General features: G+C 59.3%; 23 protein-coding genes. 9 read left to right on the top strand and 14 right to left on the bottom strand.

What is annotated here, in order from left to right:
- Positions 1 to 9: 9 nt before the first annotated feature.
- Entirely contained in the window at positions 10 to 414 is a 405-nt protein-coding gene (mce, locus tag GOV79_RS00555; protein ID WP_170352375.1) for a methylmalonyl-CoA epimerase, read from the bottom strand.
- A gap of 134 nt (positions 415 to 548) precedes the next feature.
- On the opposite strand from mce, the gene GOV79_RS00550 reads away from it, so the two are divergent.
- Positions 549 to 1,265, top strand: coding sequence for a response regulator (locus tag GOV79_RS00550; RefSeq protein ID WP_170788194.1), 717 nt, complete (start codon positions 549 to 551; stop codon positions 1,263 to 1,265).
- A 1-nt stretch (position 1,266) separates the two neighbouring features.
- The gene (locus GOV79_RS22475; protein ID WP_269149750.1) at positions 1,267 to 1,401 is read left to right on the top strand and encodes a hypothetical protein; all 135 of its coding nucleotides are present in this window, start codon (positions 1,267 to 1,269) and stop codon (positions 1,399 to 1,401) included.
- A gap of 63 nt (positions 1,402 to 1,464) precedes the next feature.
- Here the strand turns inward: GOV79_RS22475 and aspS are convergent, their stop codons facing one another.
- The 4 genes from aspS to GOV79_RS00530 all read right to left on the bottom strand — a co-directional run bounded on the left by aspS (position 1,465) and on the right by GOV79_RS00530 (position 5,717).
- On the bottom strand, positions 1,465 to 3,240 hold the full coding sequence (aspS, locus tag GOV79_RS00545) for an aspartate--tRNA ligase (RefSeq protein WP_170788193.1): 1,776 nt from the start codon (positions 3,238 to 3,240) through the stop codon (positions 1,465 to 1,467).
- Positions 3,241 to 3,319: 79 nt separating this feature from the next.
- Positions 3,320 to 3,991, bottom strand: coding sequence for a CPBP family intramembrane glutamic endopeptidase (locus GOV79_RS00540; RefSeq protein WP_331252234.1), 672 nt, complete (start codon positions 3,989 to 3,991; stop codon positions 3,320 to 3,322).
- Positions 3,988 to 4,635, bottom strand: a complete 648-nt coding sequence (locus tag GOV79_RS00535; protein ID WP_170788192.1) for an aminotransferase class IV family protein — start codon at positions 4,633 to 4,635, stop codon at positions 3,988 to 3,990. The genes GOV79_RS00540 and GOV79_RS00535 overlap by 4 nt, the downstream gene beginning before the upstream one ends.
- Positions 4,590 to 5,717 carry an aminodeoxychorismate synthase component I gene (locus GOV79_RS00530; RefSeq protein ID WP_170788191.1) on the bottom strand — a complete coding sequence of 376 codons (1,128 nt, stop codon included), beginning with the start codon at positions 5,715 to 5,717 and terminating at the stop codon, positions 4,590 to 4,592. Before GOV79_RS00530 ends, GOV79_RS00535 begins: the two co-directional genes overlap by 46 nt.
- 176 nt (positions 5,718 to 5,893) lie before the next feature.
- Between GOV79_RS00530 and carB the strand changes: the two genes are divergently transcribed.
- Complete coding sequence (gene carB, locus GOV79_RS00525; protein WP_170788190.1) at positions 5,894 to 9,238, top strand: carbamoyl-phosphate synthase large subunit; 3,345 nt, start codon at positions 5,894 to 5,896, stop codon at positions 9,236 to 9,238.
- 60 nt (positions 9,239 to 9,298) lie between these two features.
- Here carB and GOV79_RS00520 read toward each other — a convergent pair whose 3' ends face one another.
- The 3 genes from GOV79_RS00520 to GOV79_RS00510 are packed head-to-tail and all read right to left on the bottom strand — an operon-like array spanning position 9,299 to position 13,864.
- Entirely contained in the window at positions 9,299 to 12,349 is a 3,051-nt protein-coding gene (locus GOV79_RS00520; RefSeq protein WP_170788189.1) for an efflux RND transporter permease subunit, read from the bottom strand.
- Positions 12,350 to 12,362: 13 nt separating this feature from the next.
- Positions 12,363 to 13,400, bottom strand: a complete 1,038-nt coding sequence (locus GOV79_RS00515; protein WP_170783852.1) for an efflux RND transporter periplasmic adaptor subunit — start codon at positions 13,398 to 13,400, stop codon at positions 12,363 to 12,365.
- Positions 13,397 to 13,864, bottom strand: coding sequence for a MarR family winged helix-turn-helix transcriptional regulator (locus GOV79_RS00510; RefSeq protein WP_170788188.1), 468 nt, complete (start codon positions 13,862 to 13,864; stop codon positions 13,397 to 13,399). The genes GOV79_RS00515 and GOV79_RS00510 overlap by 4 nt, the downstream gene beginning before the upstream one ends.
- Before the next feature lie 169 nt (positions 13,865 to 14,033).
- Between GOV79_RS00510 and GOV79_RS00505 the strand changes: the two genes are divergently transcribed.
- The gene (locus GOV79_RS00505; RefSeq protein WP_170788187.1) at positions 14,034 to 15,158 is read left to right on the top strand and encodes a beta-ketoacyl-ACP synthase III; all 1,125 of its coding nucleotides are present in this window, start codon (positions 14,034 to 14,036) and stop codon (positions 15,156 to 15,158) included.
- 241 nt (positions 15,159 to 15,399) lie between these two features.
- The gene (locus tag GOV79_RS00500) at positions 15,400 to 15,930 is read left to right on the top strand and encodes an immunity protein Imm33 domain-containing protein (protein WP_269150115.1); all 531 of its coding nucleotides are present in this window, start codon (positions 15,400 to 15,402) and stop codon (positions 15,928 to 15,930) included.
- 70 nt (positions 15,931 to 16,000) lie between these two features.
- On the opposite strand, the gene GOV79_RS00495 is transcribed toward GOV79_RS00500, so the two are convergent.
- Positions 16,001 to 16,462, bottom strand: a complete 462-nt coding sequence (locus tag GOV79_RS00495; protein ID WP_170769047.1) for a hypothetical protein — start codon at positions 16,460 to 16,462, stop codon at positions 16,001 to 16,003.
- A gap of 357 nt (positions 16,463 to 16,819) precedes the next feature.
- Here GOV79_RS00495 and GOV79_RS00490 point away from each other — a divergent pair, with 357 nt between their 5' ends.
- On the top strand, positions 16,820 to 17,398 hold the full coding sequence (locus tag GOV79_RS00490; RefSeq protein WP_170783844.1) for a thymidine kinase: 579 nt from the start codon (positions 16,820 to 16,822) through the stop codon (positions 17,396 to 17,398).
- On the opposite strand, the gene GOV79_RS00485 is transcribed toward GOV79_RS00490, so the two are convergent.
- The 5 genes from GOV79_RS00485 to GOV79_RS00465 all read right to left on the bottom strand — a co-directional run bounded on the left by GOV79_RS00485 (position 17,395) and on the right by GOV79_RS00465 (position 20,589).
- Positions 17,395 to 18,345, bottom strand: coding sequence for a 2-hydroxyacid dehydrogenase (locus GOV79_RS00485; protein ID WP_170788185.1), 951 nt, complete (start codon positions 18,343 to 18,345; stop codon positions 17,395 to 17,397). The two genes, GOV79_RS00490 and GOV79_RS00485, sit on opposite strands and share 4 nt — an antisense overlap.
- A complete protein-coding gene (locus GOV79_RS00480) occupies positions 18,345 to 18,683 on the bottom strand; it encodes a tRNA-binding protein (RefSeq protein ID WP_170769045.1) in 339 nt (112 codons plus the stop codon). The genes GOV79_RS00485 and GOV79_RS00480 overlap by 1 nt, the downstream gene beginning before the upstream one ends.
- Positions 18,676 to 19,491 (bottom strand): pyrroline-5-carboxylate reductase, encoded by an 816-nt coding sequence (gene proC, locus GOV79_RS00475; RefSeq protein ID WP_170788184.1) that lies wholly within the window; start codon positions 19,489 to 19,491, stop codon positions 18,676 to 18,678. Before proC ends, GOV79_RS00480 begins: the two co-directional genes overlap by 8 nt.
- 37 nt (positions 19,492 to 19,528) lie before the next feature.
- Positions 19,529 to 20,029 carry a type III secretion system chaperone family protein gene (locus GOV79_RS00470; RefSeq protein WP_170352361.1) on the bottom strand — a complete coding sequence of 167 codons (501 nt, stop codon included), beginning with the start codon at positions 20,027 to 20,029 and terminating at the stop codon, positions 19,529 to 19,531.
- A 311-nt stretch (positions 20,030 to 20,340) separates the two neighbouring features.
- Entirely contained in the window at positions 20,341 to 20,589 is a 249-nt protein-coding gene (locus GOV79_RS00465) for an accessory factor UbiK family protein (RefSeq protein WP_170352360.1), read from the bottom strand.
- Positions 20,590 to 20,686: 97 nt separating this feature from the next.
- On the opposite strand from GOV79_RS00465, the gene lgt reads away from it, so the two are divergent.
- From lgt to pgeF, 3 genes are read left to right on the top strand one after another with little or no spacing between them, the layout of a single operon-like run.
- On the top strand, positions 20,687 to 21,574 hold the full coding sequence (gene lgt, locus GOV79_RS00460) for a prolipoprotein diacylglyceryl transferase (RefSeq protein ID WP_170788183.1): 888 nt from the start codon (positions 20,687 to 20,689) through the stop codon (positions 21,572 to 21,574).
- A complete protein-coding gene (locus GOV79_RS00455) occupies positions 21,571 to 22,638 on the top strand; it encodes a class I SAM-dependent methyltransferase (RefSeq protein WP_170788182.1) in 1,068 nt (355 codons plus the stop codon). The genes lgt and GOV79_RS00455 overlap by 4 nt, the downstream gene beginning before the upstream one ends.
- The gene (pgeF, locus tag GOV79_RS00450; protein WP_170788181.1) at positions 22,635 to 23,399 is read left to right on the top strand and encodes a peptidoglycan editing factor PgeF; all 765 of its coding nucleotides are present in this window, start codon (positions 22,635 to 22,637) and stop codon (positions 23,397 to 23,399) included. The genes GOV79_RS00455 and pgeF overlap by 4 nt, the downstream gene beginning before the upstream one ends.
- Positions 23,400 to 23,453 lie beyond the last annotated feature (54 nt).

The raw sequence follows: 23,453 nt of genomic DNA, 5'->3' as shown, positions 1-23,453 counted from the left end.
TCGCTTGGGTTAGACCTGTTCTAGCTCGACCAGACAGCCGTTAAAGTCTTTGGGGTGCAAAAACAGCACCGGCTTGCCATGGGCCCCAATCTTGGGTTCACCCGAGCCCAGCACGCGCGCACCGGTTTCCTTCAGATGGTCACGGGCCGCGATGATATCTTCGACCTCATAGCAGACATGGTGAATGCCACCAGCCGGGTTCTTTTCCAGAAACCCGTTGATCGGGCTATCATCGCCCAATGGGTACAGTAGTTCGATCTTGGTGTTTGGCAGTTCGATGAACACCACGGTTACGCCGTGATCGGGTTCGTCCTGAGGCGCGCCGACCTTGGCTCCCAATGCATTGCGATATTGCGCGGACGCGGCCTCAAGGTCAGGCACGGCGATGGCAACATGGTTCAGGCGACCGATCATAGAACACTCCTCTATTCTGCGTTGCAGCGGTTATGGGGGCAGTTCAATCAAAGAACAAGTGCGCCAAATTGCCGTTAACGTCGTGTTAGCCAGAAGTTCCTAGCGTGAGGCATCTGCTGATTAGGAGTTCCGCCATGGACGATTCGAGCCCCTTCACCTCAGCCGCACAGCCAACGGCGATGCGGCCTTTGCTGGGACAAACCATTCTGGTTGTCGAAGACAGCCGCTATGCTTGCGACGCGATCCGACTGATGTGCCTGCATTCCGGTGCCCGGATCCGACGCGCGGATTGCCTGAAATCGGCAAGGCGGCATTTGCAGATCTACCGTCCCTCGGTTATCTTGGTCGATATGGGGCTGCCGGATGGCTCAGGGGCCGAGCTGATTGCCGAATTGACCGAAGCATCGCCGCGTATCGGGGCCATTCTGGCGATGTCCGGCGACAGCTACACCGAAAACGCAGCCATGCAGGTCGGGGCTGACGGTTTTCTGGCCAAGCCGCTGAAATCGCTTTCTTACTTTCAATCCATGGTGCTGCAGCACCTGCCCGAGGATCGCCGCCCCAGCAGCTTGAACGCTGTCCGGGATCAGGTCATTAACCCCGATCCGCTGGCCTATCAGGATGACATGGCCCGTATCGCCGATGTGCTGGCTGGCCCGAATGATCACCGCACGCTGGACTATGCCGCCCAGTTCCTGCGGGGGGTTGCCCGCGATGCCGATGACAAAGTGCTGGCAGACGCGGCCAAACGCTTGGCCGCGTCCCGCGCCGAAGGGACGCCCGTCACCGCATTGGCCGCTCAGGTCGCCGGGATCGTTCAAGCTCGCCTAGAACAGCGTGAGGCGATCTGAGATGGCAACAGCCTATTTCGCGACGGCTACGCTGCTGAGCCTTTGGATCTATTGCCAGACCCGCGCGGCGGCCCGCAACATTCGCGCCGCCCGAGCCTTGGTCAACGATCCACTGGAGCAAACCGGACAGCTTTGACCGCTTCGCGAAACATCCGACCAAAGAAAAAACCCGCCGCAAGCGTTGCGACGGGTTTTCTTGTCATTCCTGCGGGATGATCCGCAATCCCAGCTCCATCAACTGATCCGAGCTAGGGTCGGACGGTGCGTCCATCATCAGATCTTCGGCGCGCTGGTTCATCGGGAACATCATGACCTCGCGGATGTTGGCCTCATCAGCCAACAGCATCACGATCCGGTCGATACCCGCGGCACAGCCACCGTGCGGCGGCGCGCCATAGTGGAACGCATTGAACAAAGCACCAAAGCGAGATTTCACCTCATCCGCGCCATAGCCTGCCAGCTCAAAAGCTTTCAGCATGATCTCGGGCTTATGATTCCGGATCGCGCCCGAGACCAACTCATACCCGTTACAGGCCAGATCGTACTGATAGCCGCGCACGTCCAGAGGGTTGCCGTTTAGCGCCTCCATACCGCCCTGCGGCATCGAGAACGGGTTATGTTCAAAGTCGATCGCGCCGGTTTCTTCGTCCTGCTCATAGATCGGGAAATCGACGATCCAGGCAAAGGCAAAGCGGTCTTTTTCGGTAAGACCCAGCTCATCACCGATCACGTCACGAGCTTTACCAGCCACCTTTTCAAAGGCCTTCGGCTTGCCACCCAGGAAGAACGCCGCGTCCCCGACACCCAGGTCCAGTTGCTGACGGATCGCCTCGGTGCGCTCGGGGCCTATGTTTTTGGCCAGTGGACCTGCGGCTTCCATCCCTTCGCCCTGATCGCGCCAGAAGATGTAACCCATCCCCGGCAGACCCTCTTTCTGGGCAAAGGCGTTCATACGGTCACAGAACTTGCGGCTGCCCCCGGTCGGCGCCGGGATAGCGCGAATTTCGGTACCCTCCTGCTCCAACAGCTTTGAGAAAATCGCAAAGCCAGACCCGCGGAAGTGGTCGGAGACCACTTGCATTTTAATAGGGTTCCGCAGGTCGGGCTTGTCGCTGCCGTACCACAGGGCCGCGTCCTTGTAGGATATCTGCGGCCATTCCTGATCCACTTTGCGGCCACCGCCGAATTCTTCGAACACACCGGTCAGAACCGGTTGGATCGTGTCAAACACGTCCTGCTGCTCGACAAAGGACATCTCAAGGTCAAGCTGATAGAAATCGGTGGGCGAGCGGTCGGCGCGCGGGTCTTCGTCGCGGAAGCACGGCGCGATCTGGAAATACTTGTCAAAGCCCGACACCATGATCAGCTGTTTGAACTGCTGCGGGGCCTGCGGCAGCGCATAGAACTTGCCCGGATGCAGGCGCGAGGGCACCAAAAAGTCGCGCGCGCCTTCGGGAGAAGACGCCGTGATGATCGGCGTCTGGTATTCGCGGAAGCCCTGATCCCACATGCGGCGGCGCATCGAGGCGACAACGTCCGAGCGCAGGGTCATGTTCTGCTGCATCGCCTCGCGGCGCAGGTCCAGATAGCGATAGCGCAGGCGGGTTTCCTCAGGGTATTCCTGATCGCCGAACACCATCAACGGAAGTTCGTCGGCTGCGCCCAGCACTTCTAGCTCGCGCACGTAAACCTCGACCTCGCCTGTGGGCAGTTTCGGGTTCACCAGTTCCGGGTCGCGCGCTTTGACGGTACCGTCGATGCGGATACACCATTCGGAGCGTACTTTTTCCAGCTCGGCAAAGGCGGCGCTGTCGCCGTCGCACAGAACTTGCGTCACACCAAAGTGATCGCGCAGGTCGATGAACAGCACGCCACCGTGGTCGCGGACCCGATGCACCCAGCCAGACAGGCGGACGGTTTCACCGACATTGGCGGCGGTCAGAGCGGCGCAGGTGTGGCTGCGATAGGCGTGCATGGATCATATCCCTTCGGGCGCAGAATTCGTCGCGCCGATACACCCCGTCGGGCCGCGAAAGTCAAGGCAGGTATCCCGCTCAAAACGGCCTTTGCACGTTGCCCGAGTAGAAATAGATGCCCAGACCGACCGCAAAGATGATATTGCCCGCAATCGCATGCAACAGCACCGCATAGAAAAATGAGCCGCGTTTGCGATAGGCCCAAGTGAACAGTAGCCCACCCGCAAATGTCATGACAGCGACGATCCAGCTCCAGTACATCAGATGCGCCAGCGAAAACAGCGCGGCGTTCAGCAGATAGGCCGCGCGCTCGCCCGGCAGGATTGCATGATAGCGGCGGAAGAACAGCGACCGAAACAGAAGCTCTTGCGGTAGGGCCGAGATGAAGGGGTAGAAGACCCAGATCATCAGCAGGATCTCGGGCCGTTCGCGCAGCAGAAAAAAGGCGGCCTCGGGGCGGGCGATTATCACGACCGCCACGCAGAACAGAGTCATCGCAACGGCGAACAGGGCAACTTCGGTCCAGGACCAGTTGCCATGGTTGTATCGCAGTTCGGCCCATTCAAAGCCCGGTGTATAGTGCAGCAGTAAGATGCCAAGTGCGGTGAAACTGAACAGCGACGGGAACATCCAACTGGGCGGAAAGAATACCGCGATCAGCACCGGGACAGCGATGAAGAACAGTCCGAACTCGACACGCAGCCGCAGCGTTTGAGGCGCGCTCTCGGCCCACTCGATTTGTTTGCTCACAGTTCTACCAACTCCGCCCGGATCAGGCCGCGTAAGGAATTTCCGACATATATTTCTGTCGCATCCTTCAGGTCGGTCAAGGATAACACGGCGTCAGTAACCTGTTTATTTTTCAGCGCCTCTTCGCGCAGTATGCCGGGCAGCACGCCGCAGGACAGCGCGGGCGTCAGGCCGCGTCCATCAGGCATGTGCAGAAACAGATTGCTGATCGTGCCCTCGCACAGTTCGTCGCGTTCATTCAGGAACAGCAGTTCGTCAATTCCCGGTGGCAGCGATGCGCGGGCGTCATCATAAAGCGCGCGTTGTGTGGTCTTGTGCTGCAACCACACATCCGAGGCCCGCAAACGCTGATCCGCGATTGCCACACGCCAGAACGGCGGGTTCTCGAGCAGCGCACCGGTCGTCACCTCCACAGCGCCTGCCATATCTAGCGTCAGCCGGCAACGCAGAGGGGATGGACCCGCGACATCTTCCAAAGCGGCCACGGCGCGGGCCCGATCAAACGGCACTCCCAACGCCTCAGCCGATCGCGCCATGCGCGCCAGATGGCGATCACGGCGCACAAACCCCTGCCCCGGCCGGAAGGCCAGCGTTTCGATCAGGCGGAAGTCAGGGTCATCTGGCGGGCGAAGCGGGCTTTCCATAGCGCCTCCTCATATTCGGATGGGGCGGTGCTGTCCCAGACCACGCCGCCGCCCACATTCAGGGTGGCTTTGCCGCCCTCGACCATCAGCGTGCGGATGGCCACGTTAAACTCCGACCGCCCATCCGGCGCGGCCCAGCCAATCGCGCCGCAATAGATGTCGCGCGGCCAAGGTTCGAGGTCGGATAGAATCTCCATCGCGCGGATTTTGGGCGCACCTGTGATCGAGCCGCAGGGGAAAAGCGCCATCAGAATGTCCGAAAGCTCGGCCCCCAGATGCAGCTGCGCCTGCACCAGCGAGATCATCTGATGCACGGTCGCATAAGTTTCGACCTTGAACAGTTCGGGCACGTTGACCGAACCGGGCAGCGCCACACGGCTGATATCGTTGCGCAGCAGGTCGACGATCATCAGGTTCTCGGCCCGGTTCTTTGCGTCACTCGACAGGAAATCGCGGCGGCGGGCGTCTTCGGCCAAATCCTCGCTGCGCGGTTGGGTGCCTTTCATCGGGCGCGTTTCGATCAAACGGTCGGCATCGGTACGGAAAAACAGCTCGGGCGAGCGGCTGAGCAAGTCAGGCAAACCGTCCTGCTGCACAAGCGCGCCGTGGCCCACGGGCTGACCTGCCGCCAACGCGGCATACAAAGCGGCGCTGGTGCCTTCGACCATCAGGTCAATCGGAAAGGTCAGGTTGGCCTGATAGATATCGCCCGCGCCGATGGCCTCATGCACGCGCGCGAAGGCTTGGGTATAGCGCGCCTCGTCCCAGCGAGGCGCAAAACCGGTCACTCCACCCGCAGGCGCAGGCAGCTCGCTTTGGGCTGGCGTGTCAAAGACGCCAAAGCGCAGCAATGGCAGGCGGCGGCCCTTGGGCATCCGCGCGGACAACCTCGGCTCCAGCGCATAACCAAGCTCATAGCTGGCATAACCGGCCAACCACGCACCATCCGCGCGCGCGGAATCCAGCGCCTCCAACGCGTGAGGCACATCTTCCGCGCGGTCGGCGCGGATCACCTGCGTGGGCCGGTCAAAAGTGGTTCCCTGCCCGGCCGGGCCCTGATCGAAACGAATACGCACCTGCATCCTCATTTGCCGTGCTGCGCGGTATAGAGAATACGGTGCCGAGGGAAAGAGGGGAAAGCGGCAATTTCACCCCTGTTTCCGATACCCCTTGAACCTTTTCGCGCTGTCCCTATAACGCAGGACAATTTGGGCGCTTGGGGGTGCCCTGACTCGCGAACAATTGAAGGAACGTGGCCATGCCGAGAAGAACCGACATCAAGTCGATCATGATCATCGGGGCGGGGCCCATTGTCATCGGTCAGGCATGCGAGTTCGACTATTCCGGCGCTCAGGCATGTAAAGCGCTGCGCGAAGAAGGCTACCGGGTCATTCTGGTGAACTCGAACCCTGCCACGATCATGACCGACCCCGGTCTGGCCGACGCTACCTATATCGAGCCGATCACCCCCGAAGTTGTTGCCAAGATCATCGAGAAAGAGCGCCCCGACGCCCTGCTTCCTACCATGGGCGGACAGACCGGGCTGAACACTTCGCTGGCGCTGGAAGAGATGGGCGTGCTGGACAAGTTCGGCGTCGAGATGATCGGTGCCAAGCGTGACGCCATCGAGATGGCCGAAGACCGCGCACTGTTCCGCGAGGCGATGGACAGGCTGGGCATCGAAAACCCCAAAGCCGAGATTGTAACCGCCCCCAAGGACGCGGACGGCAAAAAAGATCTGGACGCGGGCGTAGCGCTGGCGCTTGAGACACTGGAGACCGTCGGTCTGCCCGCCATCATCCGCCCCGCCTTTACATTGGGCGGCACCGGCGGCGGCGTGGCCTATAACCGCGAGGATTACATTCATATCTGCCGCACAGGCATGGATGCGTCCCCCGTGGGTCAGATCCTGATCGACGAAAGCCTGCTGGGCTGGAAAGAATATGAGATGGAGGTGGTGCGCGACACCGCCGACAATGCCATCATCGTCTGTTCCATCGAAAACGTCGATCCCATGGGCGTGCACACGGGCGACTCGATCACCGTGGCCCCGGCCCTGACGCTGACCGACAAAGAATACCAGATCATGCGCAACCACTCGATTGCCGTGCTGCGCGAGATCGGGGTCGAGACCGGCGGATCGAACGTGCAATGGGCGATCAACCCCGTCGATGGCCGCATGGTCGTGATCGAGATGAACCCGCGCGTGTCGCGCTCGTCTGCGCTGGCGTCCAAGGCGACCGGCTTCCCGATTGCGAAAATCGCCGCGAAACTGGCCGTGGGCTACACGCTGGACGAGCTGGACAACGACATCACCAAGGTCACGCCTGCGTCCTTCGAACCGACCATTGACTATGTGGTCACCAAGATCCCGAAATTCGCCTTCGAGAAATTCCCCGGCTCGGAACCCTACCTGACCACCGCGATGAAGTCGGTGGGTGAGGCCATGTCCATCGGCCGCACGATCCACGAATCGATGCAAAAGGCTCTAGCATCGATGGAATCGGGCCTGACCGGCTTTGATGAGATCGAAATCACCGGCCTGAATGTGGGTCTGTGGGATGAGGCCGACGACAAGGCCGCCGTGATCAAGGCCATCAGCCAGCAGACGCCGGATCGCCTGCGCACAATCGCGCAGGCCATGCGCCATGGTCTGACCGACGACGAGATTTTCGGCGTCACCAAGTTCGACCCGTGGTTCCTGGCCCGCATCCGCGAGATCATCGAAGCCGAGCGTCAGGTGCGCAAAGATGGCCTGCCCGTTACCGAGGACGGTATTCGCAAGCTGAAAATGCTGGGCTTCACCGATGCCCGTCTGGGCAGCCTGACCGGCCGAGATGAGAGCAATGTCCGCCGTGCCCGTCTCAACTTAGGCGTCACCGCCGTGTTTAAGCGTATCGACACCTGCGCCGCCGAGTTCGAAGCGCAGACACCCTACATGTACTCGACCTACGAAGCCCCGATGATGGGTGAGGTCGAGTGTGAGGCGCGCCCGAGCGACCGTAAAAAGGTTGTCATCCTCGGCGGTGGCCCCAACCGGATCGGTCAGGGGATCGAGTTCGACTATTGCTGCTGCCACGCTTGTTTCGCGCTGACCGAACAGGGCTATGAGACCATTATGGTCAACTGCAACCCCGAGACCGTCAGCACCGACTATGACACCTCGGACCGCCTGTACTTTGAGCCGCTGACCTTCGAACACGTCATGGAGATCCTGACGAAAGAGCAGGAAAACGGCACGCTGCACGGTGTGATCGTTCAGTTCGGCGGTCAGACCCCGCTGAAACTAGCCAACGCGCTTGAGGCAGAAGGCATTCCGATCCTCGGCACCACGCCCGACGCCATCGACCTTGCCGAAGACCGCGAACGCTTCCAGGCGCTGGTCAACGAACTAGGCCTGAAACAGCCCAAGAACGGCATCGCCTCGACCGACGAACAGGCGCTTGAGATTGCAGACGAGATCGGCTTCCCGCTGGTCATCCGCCCCTCATACGTTCTGGGCGGGCGCGCCATGGAAATCGTGCGCGATATGGATCAGCTGCGGCGCTATATCAACGAGGCCGTCGTCGTCTCGGGCGACAGCCCCGTTCTTCTGGACAGCTATCTGGCGGGCGCGGTTGAGTTGGACGTGGACGCGCTGTGCGACGGCACCGATGTGCACGTGGCAGGTATCATGCAGCATATCGAAGAGGCCGGCGTGCATTCGGGCGACTCGGCCTGTTCTCTGCCGCCCTACTCGCTGTCCAAGGAGATCCTCGATCAGATCAAGGATCAGGCGTTCAAATTGGCTAAGGCTCTGAACGTGGTCGGTCTGATGAATGTTCAGTTCGCGATCAAAGACGATGAGATCTACCTGATCGAAGTGAACCCGCGCGCCTCACGCACCGTTCCCTTCGTCGCCAAGGCGACCGACAGCGCGATTGCGTCCATCGCAGCGCGTATCATGGCTGGTGAGAAGCTCTCAACCTTCCCGATGCGCCCCGCGTACAAGGAAGGTCAGGACACCAAGATTGCCGACCAGATGACGTTGGCCGACCCGGACATGCCGTGGTTCTCGGTGAAAGAGGCCGTGCTGCCCTTCGCCCGCTTCCCCGGCGTTGATACCATTCTGGGCCCCGAAATGCGCTCGACCGGCGAGGTCATGGGCTGGGACCGCGACTTCCCGCGCGCCTTCCTCAAGGCGCAGATGGGCGCTGGTATGGTGCTGCCGTCCGAGGGCCGCGCATTTATCTCGATCAAGGATGCCGACAAGACACCCGCAATGCTTGAGGCGGCGCAGGTGCTGACCGAACAGGGTTTCTCACTGGTTGCAACGCGCGGCACGCAAGCCTGGCTGGCAGAGCAAGGCGTCGACTGCGACGTGGTAAACAAGGTCTATGAAGGCCGACCCGACGTGGCCGATATGCTCAAGGACGGTCAGGTGCAGCTGCTAATGAACACCACCGAAGGCGCGCAGGCGGTCGAAGACAGCAAGTCCATCCGCTCCATCGCGCTGTATGACAAGATCCCCTATTTCACCACTGCGGCCGCCAGCCATGCCGCAGCTTTGGCGATTAAGGCGCAGGCCGAGGGCGATGTCGAGGTCAAATCCCTGCAGGGTTAACCCCACCGCCCGGTTACAGAAAAAAGCAAAGCCCCCGGTCTCTGACCGGGGGTTTTTCATTTAAACAACAGGTTGCGGCGCTGATTTGCGCCGGTATTCCGGCAGGAAGAACACCATGTAGAACACGGGCGCGGCCACCATGGTCAGGATCGTGGCAAAGGCCAACCCCCCCATGATCGTCACCGCCATCGATTTGAAGAACGCATCCGTCAACAGCGGTGCCATCCCCAGAATGGTCGTAATCGCCGCCAGCATCACCGGGCGCAAACGCGAGACCGAGGCTTCGACGATCGACTCGTGCAGTCCCTTACCGGTTGCGCGAACCAGGTCGATCTCTTCCACCAGAACGATGCCGTTTTTTATCAGCATCCCCGACAAGCTCAGCAGCCCAAGCAGCGCCGTAAAGGTAAATGGTAACCCGGTGCCCAGCAACCCGATGACTACCCCATTTACCGACATCGGCACCAGCAGCCAGATGATGATCGGCTGCCGGATCGCGTTGAAGATCAGCACCGAGATCAAGACCATGATCAGCAGGCTCAAGGGCAGTTGCCGTCCAAGGCTTTCATTGGCCTCACCGGCATTTTCAAATTCACCACCCCATTCCATCCGGTATCCGGCGGGCAAATCCATGTCTTCGATGGCCGCCCGGACTTCGGAATGGACCTGAGCCGCCGTGAACCCTGCCGGGATATCTGCACCAACAGTGATGGTCAGGACCCGATCCCGCCGATGTACCAGCGTGTTCAAGGCCTTGTATTCGAACCCGTCCACCATCTGCTCGATCGGAACAAAGCGTTCGGACTGATCGGAATACACCACCTGATCCACGATCGAGTAATCGCCATTCGCAGCGCGGCGCAGGATGATTGGGATCAGGCGATCGCGTTCACGAAACACCCCGCCGGTGATGCCATCGGTTGAAAACTGCAACGTGGCTGCGATGTCTTCGCGGCTGACACCTGCAGTTTGGGCGCGCTCGGTCGCGTAGATCGGTTGAACCGCCAGCTCTTTTTCACGCCAGTTGTGATGCACGTGCAGGGCATTATCGGACGCGGCGCGCATCCGCAGGACCGCCTCCTCTGCCAGTTGCCGTAAAACTACCGGATCGCTGCCCGAGAACCGCGCCTGGATCGGATCGCCGCCACCCGGACCAAAGATCAAACGGCGGGTGCGAAACTCACCCTCAGGGAACTGGGCCGAGCCGAATTCTTCCAGATCCGCGCGCAGTTGCGGGATGTCTTCTAGGGTTTCGGTTCGGATGATCAGGTGACCATAGCTGGGGTTCGGCTTTTCGGCCGAATAGGTCAGCAAAAACCGGGTCGCGCCCTGTCCGACAAAAGTTGCGACCGACACGACTTCATCCCTGTTGGTCAGCCATTCCTCAAACACGGCCATATCATCAGCGGTGCGGGAAATTGGAGTACCTTGCGGCAATTTATAATGCACAAGGAACAGTGGCGTGTTCGAATCCGGAAAGAATTGCTGCTTGACCAGACCGAACCCGGCGAAACAGGCCACCGTCACCCCCACCAAGGCGGCGATCACCAGCCAGCGGAACCGCAAAGCCCAGCGCAGGACGGTCCCGTAGATACGGAACATCAGTCCGCCATAAGCATCCACCGCGCCTTCTTTACCCTGTTTGAAGAAATAGTGCCCCAGCATGGGCGTCACCGTCAGTGCCAGAATCCAACTCAGCAGCAATGAGATCGCGATGACCGCAAACAGCGAGAACAGGAACTCACCCGATGCGTCCGGGCTGAGACCGATACCAGCAAACGCCATGATACCGATGATCGTCGCACCCAACAGCGGGATTTGTGTTTTGGACGCAGCCTCATCCGCCGCATCGCGCGCGTTTTTGCCGCGCAGCATGGCGATCTGCATCCCCTCGGCCACGACGATGGCATTGTCGACCAGCATCCCCATGGCGATGATCAACGCGCCTAGCGAAATCCGCTCCATCTCGATCGAGAAGATGGCCATGAACAGCAGCGTTCCCACCACGGTCAGCAGCAGGGTCGAGCCCACCACAATCGCGGCGCGCCAACCCATGAAGATGGCCAGAACCGTCACTACAATCGCCACCGACAAAGCCAGGTTCACCAGAAAATCGTTCGAGGCCTGCTCGACCACAACATGTTGCTGATAGATCGGCAGGATTTCGACACCATAGGGAATCTGCCCGTCCAGTTCGGCAAATTTCTCATCGGCGCGCTTGCCGACCTCGACAATGTTCTCGGTCGACAGGCCCGCGATGCCCAGCGTGAACGCCTCGGCGCCGTTAAAGCGGATGATGACCTCGGGGTCGGTTTGGCGCCCGCGATAGACATTGGACATATCAAACAGGTTGATCACCTGCCCTTGCGAGCCAACCGACAGCCCTGCGATGGCCGAAACCGTATCGGACCCTTCGGCAGTCAGGACCGTGGTACGGTCATTGTCTGACCGCAGCGAACCCGATGCATTCACCGAATCCGCATTGACGATGGCATCGTTGATCGCCTGCAACGGCACATTCTGATTGACCGAGATGGCTAGGTCGGGCTCCACGAAAATAGCTTCTTCCGGCAGGCCCATCACCTCGACATCCGCTACGCCCTCGACGGTCAGCAATTCGCGCCTCAGAAAGGTCGACAACTCGTGCTTTTCAGCATCCGAGAATCCATCCGCGGTGACCGCATAGAACAGCCCGAACACGTCACCAAACCCGTCATTCACCAGCGGCTGGCTGACACCTGACGGCAACGCGCGAGCCGCATCGCGGATCTTAGCGCGCAGCTTGGTCCAGATTTCGGGCAATTCGGTTCCGTCATAGGTAGACTTCACCTCAACTTCGATCAGCGAGAACCCCGGTTGGTTGACCGAAGTAATGGTTTTGACCTCTCCCATCTGCTGGATCGCCGATTCCAGAGGTTCCGAGACCTCAAGCGCCACTTGTTCGGCAGTGGCACCGGGATATTGCGTGGCGATGACCGCGTTCTTGATCGTAAAGGCCGGGTCTTCCAGCCGACCCAGCGACAGGAACCCCCAGATGCCGCCAAACAGAGCGATCAGAATGATCAGCCACGTATAGATCGGCCGATCAATGGATGCGCGCGCGATGTTCATGACCCTGCCCTCTTTAATTCGCAAAACCGGCAAAACGGCGCACGGTCTGCCCGTCGGTCAATGCTCCACCGCCTGCGACCACGACCTCATCGCCATTGTTAAGCCCGCTCAGAACGCGCACATCCCCACTTTCCGTGGGTTCGATCGTCACCGGTACTCGCGTGATCGTGCCTTCATCGGCCCCTGTCGGCGTGAAAACGAAAATGCCAAGCGTTCCTTCGGCATCCGCCACAATCGCGGTCGCCGGGACCACGATGCCTGTGCGTTGATCCTGTACCTGCACGTTCACCGTCACTGAAGACCCCGGCAGAATCTGCAGCCCTTCCGGCGGGGTCAGGCCGAACTGAATGCGGAAGGTTTGACCAACGCTCGAAGATTCAGCATCAAACTCGCGGATTTGCAGCGGGAACACCTCATCGCTGACAGGGAATTTGGCGGTGATGGTGATGTCATCCTGCTGGCCCGAGCGTTGAAACAGAATTTCGGGCACATCCACTTCGATCCGCAGCTCGGACATGTCGTGGATACGAACGATGGGGGTTCCGGCCGATACGGTTGTAAAGGATTCCACCGCGCGGCTTGAGACCAGCGCGTCAAAGGGCGCGGTCAGCGTCGCCTGTTCCAGATCATAAAGCGCATCGCGCACAGCGATATCGGCTAGTTGTGCCGCTGTTTCGGCGTCATCCACAGCAACCTGACTGGCCGCCGTACCGCGCAAACGGGACAAGCGTGCCAGCGTTCGATCGGCTTGTTCTTTTTGCAACACAGCCCGGTCATAGCGGCGCTGGAACGGCTCACGGTCTAGCTCGGCAATCAACTCGTCCTTGGGGATCACGAACCCCTCGGTCACGGGCATGTCCATGATCTGCCCAGCCACCTGAAACGCCAGATCGACCGTTTGGCGCGCAGCCACACGACCAAAGAACTGACGCGAAAACCCCGGTGTAGTTTCCTGCACAACCATCAGCTTGACTGGTTTGGCCGTCTCTTGCGCCGTGGCAGAGGTGGCCAGCAGGGCAAGGGCAATGCCCAAAACAGAGATCAATTTCATTTCTTCAACCCCTCGGGTATTCCCGTTTTCAATATGTTTTCCCGGATTTTCCGGGCCAGACGCGCAAATTCTGCCGTCTCATCAGCATCCAACCCCGACGCGCGGTGAAACAAAGCACCCGCTTCGGCCACCAGGGCCTGACGCATTTCAAGCCCCTTGTCGGTCAGCACCAACAACCAGGCGCGGCGATCTTCAGGGTCGCGTTGCCGCGATAGATACCCCGATGCTTCCAACGCGTCCGCCGTAGAGGTGATCGTGGAGGGCACCGTCAGCATATCCGTCGCCAGAACCCCCATGCGCTTGGGCTGGTCTAACTTGATCAACATGTGGCATTCCTGATGGGTCAGCTCGATTTCCAACGAGTTAAAGCTTTCTTCAAGCTTCCAGTACAAGGCATACACGCCCATCATGGCCTGCATTTCAGGACTGAGCCGTTTTACCAGCGCACTGTCATCGAATGTCATGGACCGAATCCCTTAGAGACCTCGCGACCGCATATACTTCAAAAAATGAACTATTCAAGAATTGAAGCGCATTTGGGCCCCAACTTTGGCATTCCCTTGGGTCAATCTCTCTTGAACTGACCGGGTATTGGCGGCATTTTGAGCAAATCCGAAAAACGCAGGTTCACATATGCACACGCCAGCAATCACAGGCACCGGTGTATTCACGCCAGAGAACATCATCACCAACGCAGAACTCGTCACCGCCTTCAACGCCTATGCCGACAAGGTCAATGCCGAGCATGCCGACGCGATTGCCGCAGGTGACATGGAACCGCTGCAACATTCCTCGGAAGAATTCATCGTCAAGGCCTCGGGCATCCACAACCGCTATGTGATGGACAAGACCGGCGTACTTGACCCCGACGTGATGCACCCGTTGCTGCGTCAGCGCAGTGACGATGAACCCGGCATCATGACCGAGATGGCCGTGGATGCTTGCAAAAAGGCAATGGCGCAAGCCGGGCGCGCACCCGAGGACGTGGATCTGGTAATCTGCGCCGCCTCGAACCACGAACGTGCCTATCCGGCGATTGCGATCGAAATTCAGCAGGCGCTGGGGATCAAGGGCTTTGGCTTTGATATGAATGTCGCCTGTTCCTCGGCCACGTTTGGCATTCAGGCGGCGGCGGATATGATCCGATCGGGATCGGTGAAATCCGCGCTGGTGGTGAACCCCGAGATCTGCTCTGGCCATCTGGAGTGGCGCGACCGCGATTGCCATTTCATTTTCGGAGACGTCGCCACCGCCACCCTGATCGAACGCGTCGAGGACGCAACCGGCCCCTATTTCGAAATCCTCTCCACCCGCTGCGCCACCGAATTTTCCAACAATATCCGCAACAATAATGGTTACTTGCGCCGCTCGCGCCCTGATGGCGTGGTCGATCGGCGTGACATGCAGTTCATGCAGAACGGCCGAAAAGTCTTCAAGGAAGTGCTACCGATGGTCAGCAAGCACATCGCCGACCATATGGACTCCGAAGGGCTGAGCAGTTCGGACCTGAAACGCCTGTGGTTGCATCAAGCCAACAAGACGATGAACGATTTCATCGGCAAAAAGGTTTTGGGCCGCGAGCCAGAACCGGGCGAACAACCCAACATCCTGCAAGACTATGCCAACACGTCTTCGGCCGGATCGATCATCGCGTTCTCCAAATACTCGGACGATTTCGCAGATGGAGAAATCGGTCTGATCTGCTCCTTCGGGGCGGGGTATTCCGTGGGTTCGGTGATCGTGAAGCGGTGCGGTTAAACATCATCTGTAACAGGCGACTTTCACAGCAGGGTATTCTTGCCTCCAACCCGCAGCTTGACCACTTTAGCGTTAAAAACAAACAAGAAGATGAACTGTAAAGCAGATCAAGGTTGCATTTGTGACAAGCCCTAGTTTTCGCCTTCACGACCCGCGCCCAACGCAAAAAGAAAACCCATACACGTTCCATTTACCAAGCGAAGAAGAGCTTGCTGAAGTCGGTATTGGAACAATCGTATAGCTGATTTTCAGCGCTGTTCCTGAATCCGAACAATACGATGCGGAGAGAATGTGGGTTATCGTAGAACGCCGCGACGGCTCAAATTTGCTAGGTAGGCTCGACAACACCCCAGAAGACATACCCGCATTGACACTCGGCGATCTGGTCGAGTTCAAAATCCACCACATAGTTGGAATAGATTGGGATGACCCGGAATTGCAAATGCGTTTTTCAAACGACTTCAACAAGTGGTTTGGCCGCTGTTTTGTTGATGATGCAGTTTTGGAACGGCGCGCCCGCGTGGGATATGTTTATCGTGAAGATTCCGAACATGACGAAGAAGACAAGTATCCCGATACCGGCTGGCGCATCCGCGCGGATGTAGAACAACTGTCGCAAGAAGAATACGATGACACGCCATGCAGCTATGTCGCTATTGGTGCGGTGTTAAACCGTGATGACAGTTTTGTTCATCTCCTGTCAGAACCCGTTGGAAGCCGTTTTTTGAGAACGCAGGGCGATAGCTACGAACGCTGTCAGGAAGAGGAATAGCTCAAGTGCAGGCATAGCCGTTCGTAGAACGCGCCGCTCAAGTTTTTTTGCTCGAAGATATGAGAAGCGCTCAGCTCACGCTTTCCTCTTCCAGATGCAGCTTCATCTCGATCAAAACCTGCTGCAACTGGCTGGTCTCTTTCAACAAACGCTTGGCTTCGTTCACTGTGATGATGCCGTCTTCGATGGCAGCCTGGTATTCGGTCATCAGCATGGCAAAGCGCTGGCTTAGCGCGATAACGTCTGCATTCACCCCTCCGGTTCGGGGCGCGTCCGAGTTGCGACCGTCATAGGACAGCGTGATGTTCTTTAGGTCCGCCAAAGCCGAGGTCACATGCGGAAAGTTGGACACGGCCTCAAGCCGGGCAACCGCGTCCACCGGCATGAACCGGTCGGCGTGCTCGGCATTGTCGGAATAATACCGGCCCAGGGTCGCCTTGGATTTCCCGGTAATCTCGCAGGCGGATTCGATGCCCACGTCTTTGACCAATGCCTCGGTATGCTTTTTCAGGTAGGCCCCGATATCTGCCATGTTTCAACCTTTGCTGCCTGGCTTCACCACCACATCTGCCAGTGTGGGGGAAACGGTGCGGAAATTTCCCATACTCGAGTCATAATTGAAATGGCATAAATTGACTATCCCTCAGAATTGAAGGGATTTTGTGAGTGAGTGGCGGCGTTTCCAGCCGGTTATGAGTATCCGCGGGGCGTTTTTCTGGTCCCGCAATGGTTAGGCCGTATGACGGCCGACGGCGTCGCTGTTGTTGAAGCGGGGGTATCCATCCCCAATGAGCTTGCGCTCGACCCTTGCAACGACAACGGCGACGACGCTTTCTTGGTTTATATTGGTCCCTTGCCCGCGCCGTTCAGGCGTTTTAGACCCGGGCGTATGGCAAAGCTATACTTCAATTATTCGACCATGAACGCGGGCAAATCGACCGTGTTACTGCAAGCCTCGCACAACTACCGTGAGCGCGGCATGGATACCTATCTGATGACGGCCCGGCTGGATGGACGTGCAGGGGTGGGCAAGATCGCCTCGCGCATCGGGATTGCGGCGGATGCCGAAACATTCGGGGCGCAGGACGATGTTTTTGCCATGATCAACGCGCGCCTGAAACAGGGCAAGGTGGCCTGCGTGTTCATTGATGAGGCGCAGTTTCTTACCGAGGATCAGGTCTGGCAACTGGCGCGTGCCGTGGATGATCTGAAAATACCGGTTCTGGCCTACGGGTTGCGCGTGGACTTTCAGGGGCGTCTGTTTCCGGGCTCTGCGGCGCTGCTGGCGCTGGCCGATGAAATGCGCGAGGTGCGCACGATCTGCGAATGCGGCCGCAAGGCTACGATGGTCATTCGGCAGGACGAGAACGGCAACACCATTACCGAAGGCGCACAGGTTCAGATCGGCGGGAACGAGACCTATGTCTCGCTCTGCCGCAAGCATTGGCGCGAGGCGATGGGCGACTAAACCGGGTTCGGCAGCGCGCGCCCCGTGACAAAGGCGGCGACATTATCCAGCGCCATATTGCCCATATCCGTGCGCACTTCCTCGGTCGCGGTACCCAGATGCGGGAACATGGTCACGTTGTCCATGTCGATCAGAGCTTGTGGGACCTTGGGCTCGAATTCATAGACATCCAGCCCAGCCCCGGCGATCTGCCCCGCCTGAAGGGCTGCGATCAGGGCAGCTTCATCCACGACCTCTCCGCGCGCGATGTTGACCAGCAGGGCGTTGGGGTTCATCGCCTCCAGCACCTGCGCATTGATCAGATGCCGGGTTTCGGCGCCACCGGGAACCGCCAGCACCAGGAAATCGACCGAAGCCGCCAAAGCAGACAGATCGGGAATGAACTCTGCCGCAAAATCCAGATCCTTCGCGCTTCGCGATTGATAGGCCACCTGCATCGAGAACCCATAGTGGCAACGCCGCGCGATGGCCTGACCGATGCGACCCATGCCCACGATACCAACCCGTTTGCCGGTGACGTGGTGGCCCAACATCTGGGTCGGATGCCAGCCTTCCCAAGCACCGGCGCGAACCAGGCGCTCACCCTCGCCCGCGCGACGGGCCGTGGACAACAACAGCGCCATGGCGATATCGGCGGTCGCATCAGTGACTGCGCCGGGGGTGTTGGTGACGGCGATTCCGGCAGCTTGCGCGGCGCTTACGTCGATATGGTTATACCCAACGCCGAAATTGGCCAGCAGCTTGCAACGCGGGTCAGGCACTTGCGCAAAGATATCCGCCGAGAACTGATCCCCCAGCGTCGGAACGACAATGTCGAACGTGTTCAGCGCGTTGATCATTTCTTCCTCAGACATCGGCGCAGTCTCGGGCCGGAATTCAACGTCGAATTCAGCCCTTGCGCGCGCTTCGACCGCTGGCGTCATCGGCCGGGCAATAAATACCTTCATCAGTGCATCCTTCCGCCGATGGGAACGTTGCCATCCGGTCCGATCAGAACGATCTCACCGTTTTCGTCGGGCAGGCCCAGCACCAGGACTTCGGACATGAACTTGCCGATCTGGCGCGGCGGGAAATTCACCACAGCCATCACCTGCTTGCCGACCAGAGTGGCCGGGTCGTAATGCGCGGTGATCTGGGCCGAGGTCTTGCGCTCGCCGATCTCATCGCCGAAGTCGATCCACATCTTGATCGCGGGTTTGCGGGCCTCGGGATACGGCTCAGCGCGGATCACTTCACCTACGCGGATATCGACCTTGAGAAAATCGTCGAAGGTAATCTCACTCACGGGACAGCTCCTTGGATCGGTCGGTGGCGGCTTTGACGGCACGGTGCAGCAGATCGGGGAAACCCTGTTCTTCGTGCATAAGCACCTCTAGCGCGGCCTGCGTGGTGCCATTGGGCGAGGTCACGTTGACCCGCAGCTGCGCGGGGTCTTCGTCGGCGGCCATCGCTAGCGCGCCTGCCCCTGCAACAGTAGATTTGGCCAGCTTCATTGCCAGTTCATGCGGCAAGCCCTGCGCCTGCCCCGCGGCGGCCAGCGTTTCGATCAGGTGGAACACATAGGCCGGGCCCGATCCGCTGAGACCAGTCACTGCGTCCATCTGCGTCTCTTCCGCCAACCGGACAGTTTCACCAATCGCGGACAGCAGGTTTTCGGCCAGGGTCACATCGGCCTCGGAGGCCTGTGCGTTGCCGATCAAAGCCGTGATGCCCTGCCGAATGGCCGCAGGCGTATTTGGCATCGCCCGAACGATCGGCGTGCCCGCGCCCAACACGGATTCGAATGTGGAAATCGACGTCCCCGCAGCGACCGAGACGAACAGGCTTCCGCCCCCGCCCAGCGCTTTGATCGCGGGCAATGCTTCGCCCATCATCTGCGGTTTGACGGCCACAAGCACCACGGCGGGCGCTTCGGGCAATGCTGTGTTTATATTGACGCCTTGTGCTTTCAGCCAGTCCGAGGGGTACGGATCAACGACCCAGACCGAAGAGGCAGGAAGGCCGTGTTCCAGCCAGCCCGCCAGCATGGCCGATCCCATCTTACCGCATCCCAGAAGCACAAGCCCCTGATCCGCGACACGCGACATATCCATGATTGCCCCTCCCCATTATCTGGCTTGGGGCAAAGCTTTACGCGCGGCCGTAAGCCTCTGCAATGGCGACTTGCATCGCATCTTCGGGATCACGATTGCCCCATGTGACCAGTTGGATCGCCGGGTAATACCGCTCGGCACTCAGAACCGCTGCGGTGATCATCGTGTCAATCTGTTCAGGGCTGGCCGTCTGACCACCCGCCAGAACCAGACCATAGCGATAGACCATCAGCTTCTGGTTGGCCCAATAAGTAAACGCCCCGGCCCAGCACTGATCATTCATCTTGTTCAGAAGCTCATACAGCTCGCTTTCCCGCTCGGATGGCGGGTCCATTTCGAACGAGCACACCATGCGCAGGGTTTCGTCATAGTTCGACCAGGCCAGAGTGATGGAATAGGTGCGCCACTGTCCTTCGACAGCCATGGCGATCTGATCGTCGCCGATACGATCAAAATCCCAGTCGTGATGTTCGGCCAGGTGTTCAACAATATCAATCGGATGAAGGTCTTCTTCGAGAAACTGCTCGGATAGGGCCATAATGCCACCTCACTTATCTCTAGCAATTTGGGGCTGGCAGCGCCCCAGCGCTAGTTGCCTGCTCTACAAGCCGGGCTTCCCCCATGTGCCTGTACTAAATATGGTGCGCCGCGCGCACCCGTCTGGCAACCCTATTTCTTGGGGATAACAGCAATAAGTTGTGGACGAATGGTCACGGCGATCAAAATATTGGCGCCGGGTACAGCTTTGTCTTGATTAAATTCCGCAAGGCGGCATGATGCACAACACCGCACAAACCGACTAAGGATTGCGCGGTGCTTTTCCTGTTTTCGATGAATTTGCAGCGGACGTTACTTGTCCAGCTTTGCCTCAAGCGCGGCGATACGCTGTTCCAGGGCTGCGTTTTCCTCGCGCGCCTTTTGCGCCATGGCGCGGACGGCATCGAATTCTTCGCGGGTGACAAAATCGCGGTCGGCCAGCCAGCGATCGATCATCGACTTCATCGCGTTCTCGGCCTCTTCCCGTGCACCTTGCGCCACGCCCATGGCGTTGGTCATCAGTTGGGATACATCGTCGAGGATCTTGTTGCGGGTCTGCATAGTTTTTCTCCGAAATCGCGGTTGTTCTCTATATGGGTAAACTTTGCGTCAGGCTCAAGGTTGACTTGCCCTGCAAAGCACGGGCAATGAGACGCACATGCAGGCTGTTCTGAATTTCCCCGATCTGTCGCCCGAACTGTTCTCGATCTCACTCTTCGGGATGGAGTTCGCGCTGCGTTGGTACGCGCTGGCCTATATCGCGGGCATCCTGATCGCGTGGAGGCTGGGGGCAGCGGCGCTGAAACGCCCCGCGCTTTGGGCGGATAACACGCCGCCGATGAAACCCCAGCAGCTTGAGGATCTGATCACCTGGATCATCCTTGGGGTGATTCTTGGTGGTCGACTTGGGTTCGTGCTATTTTACCAGCCCGCCTATTACCTTGCGAACCCGGAGGACATTTTGAAAATCTGGCAAGGCGGCATGGCCTTTCACGGCGGTCTGCTGGGCGTGATTGTCGCCTCTTACATCTATGCCCGCCGCCACCAGATAACGGTTCTGCCGCTGGCTGATCTCATTGCCCACACTGTTCCGCCCGGGCTGCTGCTGGGACGGTTGGCCAACTTCATCAACGCCGAGCTTTGGGGCCGCCCCAGCGAGGTGCCATGGGCGATAATCTTCCCCGGCCCTGCCGCGCAAGACTGCCCTGGCGTGCTGGTGGGCATGTGCGCACGCCACCCCTCGCAGCTTTATGAGGCCGCGCTGGAGGGGTTGCTGCTGGGGGCCATGCTGCTGTGGCTGGTCTACCGCAAGGGCGCGCTGCGCAAACCCGGACTGGTTATGGGCGTGTTTCTGGCCGGGTATGGCGCGTCTCGCTTTATCGTTGAGTTCTTTCGGCAGCCGGACGCACAGTTTATCTCGGTCGGGAACCCTCTGGGTCTTGCGTGGCATATTGGCGGGTATGGCCTGACCATGGGGCAGCTCTTGTCGCTGCCCATGATTGCGCTTGGCCTGTGGTTCGCCCTGCGGGCGCGACACGCGCGATGAGCCTAACCGACCATCTGCTGGAGCGCATCGCGCAGGACGGTCCGATGACCGTGGCCGACTACATGACCGAATGCCTGCTGCACCCGACCTATGGCTATTATACCACCCGCGATCCTTTCGGCGCGCAGGGCGATTTCGTGACCGCGCCCGAGATCAGTCAGATGTTCGGTGAGTTAATCGGCCTAAGTCTGGCGCAAAGCTGGATGGATCAGGGCCACCCCGATCACTTCGTTCTGGCCGAGCTTGGGCCGGGACGCGGAACACTGATGGTGGACATCCTCCGGGCCACACGCGGGGTCCGTGGCTTCCATGACGCGGCTGAGATCGTGCTGTTCGAAGCCTCACCGACCCTGCGCGACATTCAGGCAGAAACGTTAAACGAATTTGCACCGCGCTGGGTCACAACGGTTGCCGACCTGCCCGACGCGCCCTTGTTTCTGGTCGCCAACGAGTTTTTTGACGCCCTGCCCATCCGACAGTTCCTGCGCGATGGCCCTGCGTGGCGCGAGCGCCTGATCGGGGCCGAGGGCGAATCGCTGACCTTCGGGTTGGGGACCCAGGCGGATCAGGTTGCGCTGACGGACCGATTGCAAGACACGAAAGATGGCGATCTGGTTGAGCTTTGCGCGGCGGCAATCCCCATCCTGACCGTCATCGCGGGTCGAATCGCAAGCCACGGCGGTGCCGGTCTGATCGTGGATTATGGCGACTGGCATTCACTGGGCAACACGTTTCAGGCCCTGCGCGGGCATGAGCGTGTGGATCCGCTAGATACACCCGGTCAGGCCGATCTGACCGCCCATGTAGATTTCGAACCACTCGCATTGGCAGCGCGTGCCGCGGGTTGCGCCCATTCCCGTCTGACTCCTCAGGGCGTGTTTCTGGAACGGCTGGGCATTACCGCCCGTGCACAAGCTTTGGCCAAACCGCTCGGCGGGGCGAAGCTTGAAATGCTGGTGGCTGCACATCGCAGGTTGACGCATCCCGATGAAATGGGAAACCTGTTCAAATTACTGGGTCTCTACCCCTCCTACGCGGCACCTCCACCGGGATTGGAACCATGACACTGGAAATACTGACCTCGGACATGTTGTCAGGCGTGCGCCACGGTTTCTTCAGCCGCCGGGGTGGTGCCTCCTCGGGGATTTTTACCGGACTTAATTGCGGCTACGGGTCCTCGGATCAAACCGAGGTCGTGTCGATCAACCGGGGCCGCGTGGCCGACGCGATGGAGGTCGACCCCGGCGCGCTGGTCGGCGTGCATCAGGTGCATTCGCCGACCGTGGTGACCGTTGATGGCCCGCAAACCGGCGACCGGCCAAAAGCGGATGCGATTGTGACGGCGACACCGGGTCTGGCGCTTTCGATTCTGACCGCAGACTGTCAGCCGGTTCTGTTTGCGGATGCTCAAGCCAATGTGATCGGTGCCGCCCATGCCGGGTGGCGCGGGGCCTTGGACGGTGTGCTTGAGGCAACACTGGACGCGATGGAGGCGCTTGGCGCGGACCGCGCGAATACAGTCGCTGTCATCGGGCCGACGATCTCGCAGCGGGCCTATGAGGTCGGTCCGGATTTTCTGGACAGTTTTGTCGCCGAATCACCCGATAACCTGCGTTTCTTTGCCAATGGAGAAGGCGACCGACTGCAATTCGACCTGCCCGCTTTTGGCCTGCACCGTCTGCGACAGGCGGGAATCGGCCAAGCGGAATGGACGCGCCATTGCACCTATTCGGACCCGGACCGGTTTTATTCCTACCGCCGGGCCACCCACGCCAAAGAAGCAGATTATGGCCGCCTGATTTCTGCAATCAAATTATTAACCTAGACCGAATTGTGGCGATATCGCCACCTTTTCGCCACATTCTTTGTGTCTACCTGA

This window comes from Ruegeria lacuscaerulensis, from assembly GCF_013034745.1.
GTDB classification, from domain to species: domain Bacteria; phylum Pseudomonadota; class Alphaproteobacteria; order Rhodobacterales; family Rhodobacteraceae; genus Ruegeria; species Ruegeria lacuscaerulensis_B.
Note: the sequence above shows the minus strand (reverse complement) of the source record. Positions and strands in the feature narration are given on the sequence as shown.

Coding starts and splice junctions, on each gene's coding strand:
- GOV79_RS00490 (WP_170783844.1), top strand. CDS start 16,820: ATGGCAAAGCTATACTTCAATTATTCGACCATGAACGCGGGCAAATCG.
- pgeF (WP_170788181.1), top strand. CDS start 22,635: ATGACACTGGAAATACTGACCTCGGACATGTTGTCAGGCGTGCGCCAC.
- GOV79_RS00470 (WP_170352361.1), bottom strand. CDS start 20,029: ATGGCCCTATCCGAGCAGTTTCTCGAAGAAGACCTTCATCCGATTGAT.
- GOV79_RS00535 (WP_170788192.1), bottom strand. CDS start 4,635: ATGGAAAGCCCGCTTCGCCCGCCAGATGACCCTGACTTCCGCCTGATC.
- GOV79_RS22475 (WP_269149750.1), top strand. CDS start 1,267: ATGGCAACAGCCTATTTCGCGACGGCTACGCTGCTGAGCCTTTGGATC.
- mce (WP_170352375.1), bottom strand. CDS start 414: ATGATCGGTCGCCTGAACCATGTTGCCATCGCCGTGCCTGACCTTGAG.
- GOV79_RS00465 (WP_170352360.1), bottom strand. CDS start 20,589: ATGCAGACCCGCAACAAGATCCTCGACGATGTATCCCAACTGATGACC.
- GOV79_RS00510 (WP_170788188.1), bottom strand. CDS start 13,864: ATGACATTCGATGACAGTGCGCTGGTAAAACGGCTCAGTCCTGAAATG.
- carB (WP_170788190.1), top strand. CDS start 5,894: ATGCCGAGAAGAACCGACATCAAGTCGATCATGATCATCGGGGCGGGG.
- GOV79_RS00520 (WP_170788189.1), bottom strand. CDS start 12,349: ATGAACATCGCGCGCGCATCCATTGATCGGCCGATCTATACGTGGCTG.
- GOV79_RS00550 (WP_170788194.1), top strand. CDS start 549: ATGGACGATTCGAGCCCCTTCACCTCAGCCGCACAGCCAACGGCGATG.
- GOV79_RS00505 (WP_170788187.1), top strand. CDS start 14,034: ATGCACACGCCAGCAATCACAGGCACCGGTGTATTCACGCCAGAGAAC.
- GOV79_RS00515 (WP_170783852.1), bottom strand. CDS start 13,400: ATGAAATTGATCTCTGTTTTGGGCATTGCCCTTGCCCTGCTGGCCACC.
- GOV79_RS00455 (WP_170788182.1), top strand. CDS start 21,571: ATGAGCCTAACCGACCATCTGCTGGAGCGCATCGCGCAGGACGGTCCG.
- GOV79_RS00530 (WP_170788191.1), bottom strand. CDS start 5,717: ATGCAGGTGCGTATTCGTTTCGATCAGGGCCCGGCCGGGCAGGGAACC.
- aspS (WP_170788193.1), bottom strand. CDS start 3,240: ATGCACGCCTATCGCAGCCACACCTGCGCCGCTCTGACCGCCGCCAAT.
- proC (WP_170788184.1), bottom strand. CDS start 19,491: ATGGATATGTCGCGTGTCGCGGATCAGGGGCTTGTGCTTCTGGGATGC.
- lgt (WP_170788183.1), top strand. CDS start 20,687: ATGCAGGCTGTTCTGAATTTCCCCGATCTGTCGCCCGAACTGTTCTCG.
- GOV79_RS00485 (WP_170788185.1), bottom strand. CDS start 18,345: ATGAAGGTATTTATTGCCCGGCCGATGACGCCAGCGGTCGAAGCGCGC.
- GOV79_RS00495 (WP_170769047.1), bottom strand. CDS start 16,462: ATGGCAGATATCGGGGCCTACCTGAAAAAGCATACCGAGGCATTGGTC.